Source organism: Chloroflexia bacterium SDU3-3 (assembly GCA_009268125.1).
Classification (GTDB): Bacteria; Chloroflexota; Chloroflexia; order Chloroflexales; family Roseiflexaceae; genus SDU3-3.
On record WBOU01000001.1, the window covers coordinates 112,965 to 126,463 of the forward strand.

Genomic DNA, 13,499 nt, shown 5'->3' on the forward strand with positions numbered 1-13,499 from the left:
ATAGCGAAGGGGTTCTGCCATGCGTTTTACGACCAAGATTATTGTGGTGCTGCGCGATGACCTACCCACCTGGCAGCAGCTCAATATGACCGCCTTCCTGAGCAGTGGGATCGCCGCCACCGCCAGCGCGATTATGGGCGAGCCATACGAGGATGCGGCTGGCCGCAGCTACCTGCCCATGTTCCGCCAGCCGGTGCTGGTGTTTGGGGCCAGTGCCGAGCAGATCAGCGCGGCCTACGGGCGGGCAGTGGCCCGCGATCTCCAGTTGGCCATCTTCACCGAGCAGCTGTTCTCGACCGGGCACGACGAGGCCAACCGCGCCGCGGTACGTGAGCTAGAGGATGTCGCTCCGCACCTGACGGGGTTCGCATTCTGCGCTGAGCGAAAGGTGGCCGACGCGGTGGTGAAGGGCATCCCGCTGCACCAGTAGTCTGCGCGACGGCAGGCAGGATCACGCCCAACGGTCTATAATACATCGATCGTTGGGCGCGCAACGGGCAGCTGTGGGATATGATTGTGACCAACAGGAGCATTTCGGACGAAGGATAAACCGATGGAGCCACTAGAGTACCAGGGTGAGCAGATCGTCGTGGGGCAGGCGGGCGAGTCATACATGGGCGGCCCTGCCGATGCCGCGCGGCTGATCGAGGCCTGCTTCGAGCACGGCGCATCGCGGCTGCTGCTCTACCCCGAAAACCTCTCGCCGCAGTTTTTCGACCTCAGCTCAGGCGACGCGGGCGAGGTGCTGCAGAAGCTGCGCAACTACCGCATCCGCCTAGCCATACTGCGCACCCCCGCGCTACGCCTGAGCAGCCGCTTTGGCGAGCTACTGGCCGATGAGGCCGAGGGCAGCTACTTCCGGCTGTTCGATGGCCGCGAGGAGGCGCTGGCGTGGCTGGCGCAAACCTAGCGGTGGGGCAATTGCCATCGAACAACGAGGGGGCACCGAGCGCTATGGGTTAGCGACTAGATGCCCCCTTATTATGTGGTCTATAAGTATTAATTATGTCAATACACTCAGCCGATCAAGCCACTCATCGAGCAGCTGCCGCTCAGATGTTGTCAGGGCTGTGGCATCAGGCAGCAGGGCTTTCAGCGCAATAGCCCGGTTTGCAACCTGTGCTGGCTGAATGTTTGGGGTTTTCGTAGGTGCTTCTGAAGGCACAAGCACAGCATCCAAGGTTGCCTCGCGCGTTGCAACCGAAAGCGTCATGTCGCGCTCCTCAGGCGCACGCCCAAGCAATGTTAGGATCACGCCACTGCAGGCGGCATGGAGCATTTGCGTGGCCTGATTCACCTCAACCCGCAGCCGACCTGCTTTTGCGACCTCGCGCATCAGCCCCTCAAGAAATGTGATCGTTTCGACCGTGGCCCTGAATGGCATGCCTGGCTGATAATCGCTATAAAGCAGCGTATAAAACGCCGGATATCCCAACCCAAAGTTGACATTGCAGTCCCACTGTTCTCGCAGCGCCACAACCGGATCATCGACCGTGGTTACTGGGCCTTTCTGCGCCAGATAGCGGTCGAGCACATAGCTCACCACCGCGTCCAGCAGGCCGCGCATATCGCCAAACTGCCGATAGATGGTTGGCACTTGCACCCCAGCTGCTGCTGCAACTGCGCGCGTTGAGACAGCATCGCGCCCACCTTGTTCGAGCAAACGGGCAGTCGCGCAGATAATCGCCTCTTTGGTAGGCATTGTTTCGCGGATCATACGTACCTCCGCTACCAATGATAACACAACTTTGTTATCATTGCTTGCATTATCAGTGATATCGTGATAATATTATCATCGATAACATATAAAGATGACGCCCTGCCGCCGCAGGGTTAAGGAGAAAGACCATGACAACACGCGCTCCAATCGCAATCGTAACCGGTGGCAGCCGTGGTATTGGGAAAAGCATCGTCGAGCAGGCTGTGCAGCATGGTATGGATGTGATCTTCACCTACCAGCGCAGCGAAGACGAGGCCAACCAGCTGGTTGCCAGCATCGAAGCCACAGGCCGCCAGGCTGCCGCGCTGCAGCTGGAAGTGAGCAATATAGCGTCGTTTGAAGCATTTGCCAAGCAGGTGCACGACATTCTGGAGACCTGGGGCGCAGAGCGTTTCAACTTTCTGGTCAACAACGCGGGCAACGGCGGCGGCGGCATGGTTGCCGATATGAGCGAGGCCGCATTCGACCAGATCATGAATGTGCATGTCAAAGGGCCAGTATTCCTCACGCAGAAGCTGCTGCCGCTGATGGCCGACGGCGGTCGGATCATCAATATCTCAAGCGCGCTCTCGCGGATCACCTACCCCGGCCAGAGCGCGTATGGTGCGGCCAAAGCGGCAATCGAAACGTTCACGCGCTACATGGCCGCCGAGCTCGGGCCACGGCGCATCACCGCAAACGTTGTCGCGCCGGGCGGCGTCGCCACCGATTTTGGCGGTATTATGCGCAGCCCCGACATGGCCAAAATCGCCGCCTCGGTAACCGCGCTTGGCCGCATTGGCCAGCCTGAGGACATTAGCGGCGTTGTGGTATCGCTGCTTTTGCCAGAGATGGGTTGGGTGAACGCACAGCGGATTGAGGCTTCGGGCGGGCAGAACCTCTAGCCAAAACATTGCTCTAGACCCCACGCGCTATACTGGCGCGCTTGTTTTGAACAAGCGCGCCAGTATAGCGCTCTTTCGTAAGGCATCCCACCACCACTCACTTACCCCGCTCAATATCGATGATCCGCTGCCAGAGCGCCACTGGCGCGATGCCCGCGTAGCCGCTCTCCTGGCCGTCGTTGACCTCGATCACGATCCACCTGCCCTCGCGCGTCTGGGCCACATCCACCACGAGGAAGGGCAGATCGAGCCGCCGCGCCGCCTCCTGCGCCACCGCCAGGGCCTCGCGCTGCTCTGCCTTAGTCCAGGTGTACGCAGCGACCGCCGCCCAGTACGGCCCTGCGCCCACGCATTGGCCGCGCCACCAGAAGGTGCGGAACTCGAACGCGGGCGGGATGGTGTCGCTCTCGGGCGCGGGCACGGGCCGCAGGGGCACCAACTCGCGGCAGACCACCGCTTGCCAGTGCAGGATGGGGTTGCGCCGGTACTCCTCCATCGCGCGTGTGTAGTCCTGCGGCGAGCGCAGGATGGACAGCGCTGCGCGGTGCCTGCTGGTCTGCCTGCTGCCCTTGAGGAAGATCGGCCAGCTGAAATGCTGCTCGACCTCGGCGGCGCTGGGCGGCTGCTCGAACCAGACGCTGCGGGGCGTCAGGTCAGCCAGCAGCGGGTACCAGTGGGTCAGCTCGCTGGCGAGGCCATATTGCTCGGGCGTGTGGATGAGCGCGACGCCGCTCTCGGCGAGCTGCTGGTACAGCTCAGCGTAGTTCTCGGTCGCGCCGAAGCGCCCGACAGCGGTCAGCGGCGCGGGGCGGTAGAGCGGGTGGCGCACCGCAAAGAGATGCTCGAAGGAGAAGTCGTAGCTGGGCACACCGATGGGGCAGGATGCGATCCAGAGTACCTCTTCGAGCAGGAAAATATCGAGCTGTGCGGGATTGATGTGCGGCATAGTGTATAGATGGTGTAAGGCGATAGAATGTTGAGAGTGTACCAAATAGTGTATACTGTGGCAACCGGGCGTCGCATGCTCTCGTCCCTACGTACTCCACCACCCCGAGCATTTTCCTAACCCGTGGGGCTGAAAAGGAGGCAACGCGCTATGGACAAAGCGACCGCGACCGTTCCCAAACATGCCGTGCAAGGCGTTGCTTCGGGCATGCTGTTCATGGCGCTGTTTGGCACCATGTGGGCAGGCATTGGGATCATGGGCCTGCAGGACTGGGGCGGGATATGGCCCGTCTGCGTGGCCCTTGTGGCTAGTGCAGCCCTAGTGCTCGGCGGGCAATTGCTGCGCCGCTCTGCTCAGCGATTGCCCGATCAGGTTGCGCCGACAGATGCCCGCGAAGACAAGCGGATAGGCAGGTGGTTTGGCATCGTCTTTGCCGCTGAGGGCGTGCTAATCGCCATCGCGAGCGTGGTCTGCAATCTGATCAATCGGTTTGATCTCTTCTTTCCCACTATGGCGATCATTGTTGGCATTCATTTTCTTCCCCTAGCAGGTCTGTTCCGCGTGAGGCCCTACTATCTGGTGGGGATAGCGTTTTGCCTGCTGGCGATCATCACGCTGCTGGTCATCCCGCAGAGTGCGGTCTTTGGCGGCCAGAACATCAATCCACAGCTGGTTGTGCTTGGCTTCGGCGCGGCGCTTACCCTCTGGGTCGTTGGCGCGGGGCTATGGGTGCTGGGGCAGCGGCTGGTTCGCGGTTAAGCCGATCGCCCCTGCGCCTAAATCGTTGGGTTCCATACCAGCAGGGCGATACATGCTACAAGGTTGATCAGCACGAAGATAGCCATCCATATCGCCAGCGGTCTTATGCCGCGCTCACGAGCGGGGGCTGACGAATCATGTACCCGATGACGAGGTATCTCCACAATAACTGCGGTGATAACAACCGAGACGAGAAAAGCGATAATGAGGAAAAAGAAACCGAAGATCATAAACGGAAGAGATTCCATCGCATACCTTTAGTCGATATTTCTGTACTATATTCAAACTATAGAGCGGTATGCATGGGGTATCAAGCACTTGAGTGCAATCACCAAAATGTATAGCCTGTCGGGTTTACCTCGTCGCTCATTTGCGTGTGGGAAGCGATCACTCCATGTTGTCGATAGCTGCTGCTCTCAACTATCGCGCGCCCACCCGCCGCAGCTCGCCGGTGATCACGTCGACGGCGGGCATGTCGGCGATTGCACGCAGGCGGTCGTCGCCGTTCAAGAAGGTCGGCGCGCCACTGGGGTCGATCGACTCGCGGGCGGTCGAGCGGATGTAGCCCTCCGCCGGTGTGAGCGCGGCCAGCGGCCCCAGGCGGTCGCAACGCACAAAGTAGGCGTTGTTCCCCGCGCTGTTCGAGCCGATGAGCGCGTAGCCCTTGCGCGCGGCCAGGTGTGCCAGCGCGGGCAGCGACGCGCCGAAGTACAGGTTGCTATGGTGCGCGGCGGTGCGCTGGAACTGCGGATGGTAGGGCACCGTGATCGCCGCGTCGCTGCCGAACACGCTGTTGTACTCCACGATCACGATCACGGGGTCGACCACCGTGATCGCCTCCCAGACCCAGTAGTCCACGCCGTCCAGGTCGATGCTGAGGATGCCCACCTCGCCCACAAAGCCGTTGGTGGCAATCAGGTCATTGATGTTCTCGCGGGTGATGAAGGCGGCAGCGGCGGTGAGGTCGTAGCGCCAGTAGAGCTCGCCATACTTGATGTAGTCGATGTTGGCCGGGTCGCCATCCAACAGCAGCCCGCGCCAGGTGCCATCGCGCAGCAGCAGAAAGCGCGTGTTGGCCTCCTCGTAGTCCTCAACGCCGAACTCGATGAACGAGCGCGGCACATCCAGGCGCTGGATCAGGTACTGGATGATGCCATCGTCATCGTGCTGGGAGAACACCTTCAGCCCGGCCTGGTTGATACGCGGCAGGGTGCCAAGTGTGGCGATCCGCTGCACGTGTAGCTCGGCGGTCAGCATCAGCAGCGCCTCGCGGTGGTCGCGCGGGGCGCGCAGGCGCGGTGCGGTGGTGGGGCGGGTCACAGAGGCTCCTTCTACACATACGTAGGTTCGATGAGCATAGGCGCTCACAGTCATTATACCCTAACGTGCATAGAAGAGTTCAGCCCTTAAACGCCAGTCGGGAGCGTGATCGTGAATGTGGTGCCCTTACCCTCCATGCTCTCAACCTGGATGCTGCCCTTGTGGAGCGTGATGATCCGCTCGCACAGCGAGAGGCCTCCGCTAAACGCAGATCGCTGATAGGCCCGCTGAAAGAGCTGCGCGGCCTGATCTGCTGGCATGCCCACACCGGTATCGCGCACCGCAATCTTGATCGTAGGATCTCCTATCTGCCAATGCGAGCGAATGGTTATTGTTCCCGCCTCGGTGAACTTTGCCGCATTCGACAGCAGGTGAAAAAATACCTCCGATATCCGCTGCACATCCACGAAAACCAGAGGAAGCACCGCGCTAGTGTCGCTGACGATGCGTATATCCTTCCCCGCAACAAGCCGCTCCGCCAGCACCTGTGCCGATTCCAGCAGAAATCCCAGCGATATCTCCTCTTGGTGCAGATCGATCATCTCCGACTCACTGTAGGTTGACTCTAGCATGTAGTCGATCATATGGTTCAGCGTATGGGCATTCTCTCGTATGCGCGAGACAGAGAAGCGCTGCTCATCATTCAGGTCGCCATCCCGCCGCACATATTCTACGAAGTTCAGGATCGCATTGAGCGGCGTCCGAAGCTCATGGGTCAGGTTGCGCAGGAAGATCTCCTTGACCTGCAGTGCGCGGTCTACCTCATGGCGTAAATAGGTCGCCTCTGTGGAGGTATGCACAAGATCTGCAGATTGGATAAGGACTTTCTGATCCAGCTCGCGCAGCAGCTTTGTCAGGTAATAGGCGATGATCATGAGCGGTAGGCTGGCGACAAGAATATTTGATATGGCGATCCAGAAAAAGATGCTGACCTGCTGAGGGGGGAACGTGGCCGCTAGCGCCTTCCACGATAGGGCGAAGATCTCGATGATGACTACGGGTACACCTGACCATGGGTGAATAAAAAAGATGGCAAGCAACGGTGGGACAAGAAAGAGCACATGAATGATCGGGTAGACGCCCGCGTAGGTCTCAGGGACAAATGCGCGCACAATAGATATGGTTGAGAAAGAGGTAATGATAAGCGGTCCCCAGATCAACCCCTGTCTTGTCAGTACGATACATGCAACCAAAACTACTGGTGAGGTCAATAGCTCAAATACTGAAAGTTGATGAAAGTAGAACCCGTCAAACATGGTCATAAGCGTATTAGCGACCAGCGCAAATGCGAGGAACATCAGCAAAATACGGTAGTAGGTAACCTTCGCAATATCGCTCGAACGAACCTGTAGATAGCTATTCCAATATCGCAGTATCGCTTGCATACATTCGCTACTTTGTAGATCCACCCTATCGATGAAAAAGGAACATTGCTACGTGCTCATCAGCTTCGCAGTGGCCCAGAAGCTGATGAGCACAAGAGCACCCTACGAGGCGCTAGCGTGATCCATGCGCTGAATGACCTGCTCGATCGCACGAATAGTATATGGCCCCTCCATCAGGTACGGCAACGGTAAGAGGATCTGTAGCTCCTGGTAGACCCGCAGAGCCAGAAAAAACAGCTGATTTGCCGAGCGACCATGCTGGAGAAAATCCTCATGTATGTGCTCAGGGCCAAGCAGTTCACGAAAGATCGCCTCCAGCTTCCGCAGGCGCCCCTCACGAAGGCTCAGATCATGGTCGGCAGCTGTGGCGAGGCCGCTCACCGGATCGGCGATCACCAGGTGGTGGGCCTCACCTGTGCCTAGGAGCGGCATTAGGGCCTCGGCGGTCAAAAGCTGCACTGGTGCCAACGTTTGGCTCTGCGCAGGCGCGATCTGTTTGGCACGCCCTGGCTGGAAGGCGTAGATCTGGTAGGTGCCTTCGCCGCGATCATCCGTGGTAGAGGCGCTCGTATCAAAGCCGTGATTCGCCAGCAAGGTGAGGATTGGCTCGTAAGAACCGCCATCGTGCACCTCGACAAGCAGCTGATAGATACTGGCCCAATCGCGCTCATCAAGCTGGCGGAGGATAGGCAGCTCAAGCCCCTCGGCGTCTACCTTGAGCAGATCGATATGACCTATCTGGTAGGCGCTCATCAGGTGGTGGAGGGTATAGATCGGCACCTCGGTATGCGAAAACACTGCGGTGCTCTGCTCTATCTGCTGCTCATAACGGGCCAGCAGCTCGCTCTGCTGGGTTTCGGATGGGGGGATCTGGGAGCGGATCTTCTGGATGCGCGCCTTTGCCGCGGCGATAAAATGCTGCTGTGCCTCCTGGCTGTAGAAGCCAGAGCCAGCTGGACTCCACTGGTTGTAGCTAAATAGGGCGGTCCCATTTTCCTCACCGACTCCCGCCTCAACCACATGCGCGGTTGGGGCTGATGCCTGCTGGTGCATATCGATATTCAGCTGGAGCAGTCGGCTTGTCTGTGGTGCTGGCTCGACCGCATACACACGAGCGCCGTGCTGCTGGGCATAGAGCGAGAACATCCCAATGTTCGCGCCGATATCAACAACAACGTCGCCGGGCAGGATCGTCAGCGGCCCGAGAAAGGGCGACTCGAAGAATTCGCTGTACTGGCTGAGCGCCTCGCGCCGATTATCAGTGATCACCGCAAGCGTATCCGATAGCTGGACCCGCTCGTGGTCGGCCACCACAGGTGCGTGTGCGAGCTTAGGCACCACCACAAGCTGCTCGGTGCCATCCGCTTTGGCGAGAGAGACATCGGCAACGAATGGGTGGGCGCGAAGACGTGATAGGATGGGTTCGTGTGCGCTCATGGTCTTTCCTTTAGTAGGTAGGATGCGAGGTTCTAGAATAGGCTACTGTGGGTTTGGCCAGCCCAGCTCTTTGCCGTGAAGGGCGGCTAAGATCTGGTGGGGGAGATCGTCGGGGTCGGTCGGCTTTCCGATCAGGCCATCGAATCCGGCAGCCTGATATCGATGCCTATCCGACTCCATAATATTCGCGGTCATGGCCACTACTCTGATCGTTTGGCACCTTGGGAGCCTGCGAAGCTCCTGCAGTATAGCAAAGCCATCCTTCCGAGGCATCAGGATGTCAAGCAGAATGAGGGTATAGCATTGCGCATCCTGCTGCTGGATGGCGGACAGAAGCTCATCGCCGCTCGTATAGGTGTGGCATCGATCTCGCGGGATTCCCGCATCGCGTGCGCCACGGGCGGTGATATACAGATTATCCTCGTTATCGTCGACAATCGCAATGAGCGGAGATGTTGGAGGCATGGCTGATCCTTTAAATCAATGACGTGCATCAGCGACTGACATCGGCCTTCTCTTCAAGGACACGTGCTCCGTGCACTATCGGCAAGCTCAGGGTAAAGGTTGAGCCACTTCCAAGCTGGCTTTCTACGGTAATTGCACCGCCATGGAGCTCTGCAAGCTTCTGGCTAATCGGCAGTCCTAGCCCCGTACCACCTTGGATAAGCGCCTGCTTTGCCTGGCCAAAAGGCGCAAAGATGATTGCGAGATCCGGCTCGGCGATGCCCAGCCCGGTGTCGCGCACCTCGATCATAAGCATACCGCCAGGACCAATATGGGCTGAAAGCTCGATCTCCCCTGCTTCGGTAAACTTCACCGCGTTTGAGAGAAGATTTGTCAGAATCTGGCGCAGGCGATTCATATCGGCGGCAATCTGAGGGAGATCTATTGGGATATTGGAAAATATTGCCAGATTCTTTTTCGCCGCAAGAATGCGGCCATCCTCAACAACCGAGTACAGCAACTCCGAGAGCTCGTGGGGCAGGATCGTGCGTTTATAGAGCTCCATCTTGCCCGCATCAATTTTGGATATGTCAAGCACATCATTGATCAGCCGCAGTAAGACCCCCGCGTTTGCCAGGATGCGAGCGATGTGTGCACGCTGCTCTTCGTTGACATCGCCATCTTGCGGTATGTATTTGGTCATGGCGATAATCGCGTGGAGCGGGGTGCGCAGCTCATGGCTAATCGCGGCGATAAACGCTGATTTGGCGCTATCGCCCTTCTCGGCCTGTGCTCGCATTGTTCTGGCCTCATCCAGTGCGCGGCGAAGTTCTTCGGTCTGTACGTTAGGGCTTTGTTTGACGCCCGTTTCTTGCGACAAACGAAAGGTGCGAAAGTGATCATACATAAGCCACGACAACATCCCCAGGAAGATGAGGACAACGCACAGATTAAGAATAGGAATATCCTGGGGCCTATCTTTGGCGAGAAACAAGCCTAGCTGCTCAAAAAAGAAGAGGGCAAGCACCGCCGCAGCAGTGAACACCATGATAAGGATGACCCCTCCCCTGTCTGCGTAGAGCGTCGCTACGATCAGCGGGGTAGTCAAGATCGATAGCACGATGCTGCCATGGGAAATACCATAGGGTGCCAGCAGAACGACGATCGAGAGGAGAAGCCCGAGGCTGACGAGCAGGGCCGCCTCAGCGATTTGCCTCTGCCGTAGTATCGCGAGACCTCCCAAGGTGATGATAAGGGCAGCCATGCTGCAAAAGAGCAAGAGCAGGTGGGACTGGCCCTGCCAAAAACGTACCAGCATATAGGCTGTTTGGATAAGTTCAGCAGCTAGTGCGCTAGCTAGTATCGCGAAAAGAGGGTGCTTTAATAGTTTGTGTAGAATGCTCCACCACCCCATGGACAGCCTCTTATCACTACGCGCCCAGTACTACGCCACACAACAGTATATACCGAATCAGGGTAGCTCTGCCCACGAATAGCGCCATATACGTGTGGGATAGGCAGTATCTATGGGGCAAATATAACTGCGGTGGGGCCGCTGCCTATGAGCAGCCCCACCGCCAGGCATCCGCCGCTGATCCGCCCATCGTTCACAAAGAAGTTGAGGTTCCACGCATCCCAGTGTACAAGCTGGGGCGTCGTCACCTCATCGTGGCTCTGGTCGAAGAAGTAGATCTGCGGCGCCGGGATGGCGGGATGCGCGCACCAGGCGCATCGACTCCACCTCGGTGAGCATGATATTCTGCTCGGCCACCGCGTCGAGGCCGTCGGCAAGCATCGTTCTCAGCTTTCTTGGATCGGCTCTGAGCCAAGAGCCCTAGGAGCTATGGTTCGATCTTCCGGATAATTTTAGCAGGGTTACCTACCGCCACCACGTTCGCGGGCAGGTCTTTGGTCACCACCGAGCCAGCGCCCACCACGGTGTTCTCGCCGATGGTGACGCCCGGTAGCACCACCACGCCGCCGCCTAGCCACACATTATCGCCGATGGTGATCGGCTTGGCGGCCTCATACTTGGCGCGGCGTGGCTCGGGTTCGAGCGGGTGGGTGGGGGTCAACAGCTGCACATTGGGGCCGATCTGCACGTCATCACCGATGGTGATCTTGGCCACATCCAGCATGGTCGCGCCCGAGTTGACAAAGCTGCGCGCGCCGATGTGGATGTTGTAGCCGTAGTCGCAGGCGAAGGGCGGCTTCACGAAGGTGCCCTCGCCAAAGGTGCCGACTAGCTCGCGGATAGCCGCCCAGGTCGTAGGGTCGTCGGGAGCGCCGGTGTTGAACTGGTGGGTCAGCTTGGATGCGCGCATGCCCTCGGCGGCCAGCTGCGGGTCGTCGGCAATGTAGAGATCGCCCGCCAGCATGCGCTCGCGCATGGTGCGGGTGTCGGAAGGGTTGAGGATCACAGCAAAGACTCCTTTGATAAAAGCATGACAACCGCGCCGCGGCTCACGCGATGGCCAGAGTATACCATGTTTTTCTGTATCGTTTCAGAAGAAAGGAGAGCCTCCTTTCCCTATGGGCTCTTGACAGATGCTTGGCAAAATCGTATACTGCGATTAAGTTAGACATCTAACTATTAGGCTTCTATCCAATGAAGGAGGGGAAATGGGGGAAGAAGCAGCAAAACAGATCCGAACAGCCATAGCGCTGATCAACCAGCGCATGAAGCAGCAGCTCACCGAGCGGCTCCAGCCCTACCAGATCACCCCACAGCAGGCGCGGCTGATTGGCTTTGTGGGCACTAAGCAGGAACAGGGGCAGACCATCTACCAGCGGGATATCGAGGAGGAGTTTGAGCTACGCGGGCCGTCGGTCACGAGTCTGCTGCAAGGGCTGGAACGGAAGGGCTTTATTGCCCGTCGGGTCGATCCATCCGACGAGCGCCTGAAACAGGTGATTATTCTGCCCAAGGGCCTTGATCTACTCCACGATTTTGAGGCTGTATTTGCCCAGATAGATGAGCAGTTGATGCAGGGATTCAGCCCCGATCAGCAGCAACAGCTGGCACAGGCGCTTGAGCATATGGCGCAGAACGTGGTGTAGGCGGTGCCTTTTTTTTGTCAATTAGATAGAATCCTAACTGTAAGAACTCTATCTAATCAACCAAGATCAAAAGAGGAGAAAACCATGATCACAGCGATCACAAACGCACGGATCTTTGACGGCGAGCAGGTTATCGACGCCCAGACAGTCGTGATCGATGGCAGCCAGATCGCCCTGGTGGGCGACGCTGTGCCCGCAGGAGCCACCGTGGTGGACGCCAGCGGTGCGACCCTACTGCCCGGCCTGATCGACGCTCACGTGCACACCGATGTGGATGGGCTACGCGACGCGCTGCGGTTTGGCATCACCACCGAGCTAGAGATGATGGGGCACTGGACCGCGCAGGAGCGCCGCGAGGTGTCCGGGCGCGACGACCTGGCCGATGTGCGCTCGGCGGGACTGGGCATCACGCCGCCCGGCGGGCACCCCGACGAGCTGATGAGCGGCGAGATCCCGCCCGGCTACGAGGGCGACAACGCGCACGACCACGAGCTGCCCGCGGTCTCCACGCCCGAGGAGGCGGCAAGCATGGTGGCCGAGCTGGTAGCCAGCGGCTCGGACTATATCAAGATCATGATCGAGGAGGGCAGCGTGCTGGGCGCGCCTGGGCTGCCCACGCCCAGCATGGCCGTGATCGAGACCGCCGTGCGCGAGGCCCACCGCCACGGCAAGCTGGCCATCGCCCACACGCTCACCGCTGACACCACCGAGCAGGCGATAGCCGCAGGGGTGGATGGCCTAGCCCATGTGTTTCTCGACCGCCCGCATACCCCGGCGCTGGTCGCGGCCATCGCCACCTCGGGCGCGTTCGTCACGCCCTGTTTATGCCTCAATGCCTCGATTATGGGCTTCAGCGGCGCAGCGCTGGCTGCCGACCCACGGGTGCAACCCAAGCTGAGCCAGGCCTGGCTGGACACGCTGTCGAGCAGCTTTAATACCTTTCCCCAGGGCGACTTTGCTGCGGTGCTAGCCACCGTCGCCGCGCTCCACGCCGCAGGCGTAGACATCCTGGTGGGCACCGATGTGTCGATGCCGCTGCCGCACCTGGGTGGCCTAGCCCATGGGGTCAGTGTGCACCACGAGCTGCAGCTGCTGGTGCGCGCGGGCCTGACGCCCGTCGAGGCGCTGCGGGCAGCCACATCGGCGCCTGCGCGGCGCTTCGGGCTAGCCGACCGTGGGCGAATCGCGCCAGGGCTGCGCGCCGACCTGCTGCTGGTGGAGGGCGACCCCAGCAGCGACATCAGCGCCACGCTCTCGATCCGCGCGGTGTGGCGGCGCGGGGTGCGCCAGGTGGTCTAGCAGCGCGAGCGATCGGTGGTAATGTTGGTCAAACCTTCTCCCTAACACACGAGATCGGCCATCATCACAAAAAGCGGTGCGGCATGAAGACCATGCCGCACCGCTTTTAAACCAGTGCGCTCCTCAGGCATGAGGCGTACAGTACCCCCAGTGCCGCCAGTGCAAGGTGTGACAACTTTCCTGGATTCGCCCCTGGGGCGGCGCAGCGAGATAAAGAACGTATGAGAAAAGAAACATCTATGCGC

Annotated in this window: 15 protein-coding genes; 6 read left to right on the top strand and 9 right to left on the bottom strand. The window is 59.2% G+C overall.

Translation table 11 applies throughout. From position 1 onward, the window contains the following. Positions 1-19: 19 nt before the first annotated feature. Together F8S13_00455 and F8S13_00460 are read left to right on the top strand one after the other, a co-directional pair. Positions 20-430, top strand: coding sequence for a DUF2000 domain-containing protein (locus tag F8S13_00455; GenBank protein ID KAB8145593.1), 411 nt, complete (start codon positions 20-22; stop codon positions 428-430). Positions 431-553: 123 nt separating this feature from the next. Continuing rightward, positions 554-910 (top strand): DUF4180 domain-containing protein, encoded by a 357-nt coding sequence (locus F8S13_00460; protein ID KAB8145594.1) that lies wholly within the window; start codon positions 554-556, stop codon positions 908-910. A 93-nt stretch (positions 911-1,003) separates the two neighbouring features. Here the strand turns inward: F8S13_00460 and F8S13_00465 are convergent, their stop codons facing one another. Beyond that, on the bottom strand, positions 1,004-1,717 hold the full coding sequence (locus tag F8S13_00465; protein KAB8145595.1) for a TetR/AcrR family transcriptional regulator: 714 nt from the start codon (positions 1,715-1,717) through the stop codon (positions 1,004-1,006). Positions 1,718-1,848: 131 nt separating this feature from the next. Between F8S13_00465 and F8S13_00470 the strand changes: the two genes are divergently transcribed. Then, positions 1,849-2,604 (top strand): SDR family oxidoreductase, encoded by a 756-nt coding sequence (locus tag F8S13_00470; GenBank protein ID KAB8145596.1) that lies wholly within the window; start codon positions 1,849-1,851, stop codon positions 2,602-2,604. 97 nt (positions 2,605-2,701) lie between these two features. Here F8S13_00470 and F8S13_00475 read toward each other — a convergent pair whose 3' ends face one another. Next, entirely contained in the window at positions 2,702-3,550 is an 849-nt protein-coding gene (locus tag F8S13_00475; GenBank protein KAB8145597.1) for a DUF4343 domain-containing protein, read from the bottom strand. Between the two features lie 150 nt (positions 3,551-3,700). Between F8S13_00475 and F8S13_00480 the strand changes: the two genes are divergently transcribed. After that, the gene (locus tag F8S13_00480; protein KAB8145598.1) at positions 3,701-4,309 is read left to right on the top strand and encodes a hypothetical protein; all 609 of its coding nucleotides are present in this window, start codon (positions 3,701-3,703) and stop codon (positions 4,307-4,309) included. Between the two features lie 17 nt (positions 4,310-4,326). Here the strand turns inward: F8S13_00480 and F8S13_00485 are convergent, their stop codons facing one another. The 7 genes from F8S13_00485 to F8S13_00515 all read right to left on the bottom strand — a co-directional run bounded on the left by F8S13_00485 (position 4,327) and on the right by F8S13_00515 (position 11,285). After that, the gene (locus F8S13_00485) at positions 4,327-4,557 is read right to left on the bottom strand and encodes a hypothetical protein (GenBank protein ID KAB8145599.1); all 231 of its coding nucleotides are present in this window, start codon (positions 4,555-4,557) and stop codon (positions 4,327-4,329) included. Positions 4,558-4,729: 172 nt separating this feature from the next. Further along, entirely contained in the window at positions 4,730-5,629 is a 900-nt protein-coding gene (locus F8S13_00490; protein ID KAB8145600.1) for a hypothetical protein, read from the bottom strand. An 86-nt stretch (positions 5,630-5,715) separates the two neighbouring features. Beyond that, a complete protein-coding gene (locus tag F8S13_00495) occupies positions 5,716-7,014 on the bottom strand; it encodes a HAMP domain-containing histidine kinase (protein ID KAB8145601.1) in 1,299 nt (432 codons plus the stop codon). 102 nt (positions 7,015-7,116) lie between these two features. Continuing rightward, positions 7,117-8,451 (bottom strand): FkbM family methyltransferase, encoded by a 1,335-nt coding sequence (locus F8S13_00500; GenBank protein ID KAB8145602.1) that lies wholly within the window; start codon positions 8,449-8,451, stop codon positions 7,117-7,119. Between the two features lie 42 nt (positions 8,452-8,493). Then, entirely contained in the window at positions 8,494-8,916 is a 423-nt protein-coding gene (locus F8S13_00505; protein ID KAB8145603.1) for a response regulator, read from the bottom strand. 28 nt (positions 8,917-8,944) lie between these two features. After that, positions 8,945-10,309: a hypothetical protein gene (locus F8S13_00510; GenBank protein KAB8145604.1), complete on the bottom strand. Its 1,365-nt coding sequence runs from the start codon at positions 10,307-10,309 to the stop codon at positions 8,945-8,947. A gap of 427 nt (positions 10,310-10,736) precedes the next feature. Further along, a complete protein-coding gene (locus tag F8S13_00515; GenBank protein ID KAB8146068.1) occupies positions 10,737-11,285 on the bottom strand; it encodes a sugar O-acetyltransferase in 549 nt (182 codons plus the stop codon). A 232-nt stretch (positions 11,286-11,517) separates the two neighbouring features. Between F8S13_00515 and F8S13_00520 the strand changes: the two genes are divergently transcribed. Continuing rightward, a complete protein-coding gene (locus tag F8S13_00520; protein KAB8145605.1) occupies positions 11,518-11,955 on the top strand; it encodes a MarR family transcriptional regulator in 438 nt (145 codons plus the stop codon). 84 nt (positions 11,956-12,039) lie between these two features. Beyond that, positions 12,040-13,254 (top strand): amidohydrolase family protein, encoded by a 1,215-nt coding sequence (locus F8S13_00525; protein KAB8145606.1) that lies wholly within the window; start codon positions 12,040-12,042, stop codon positions 13,252-13,254. The last annotated feature ends 245 nt before the right edge of the window (positions 13,255-13,499 follow it).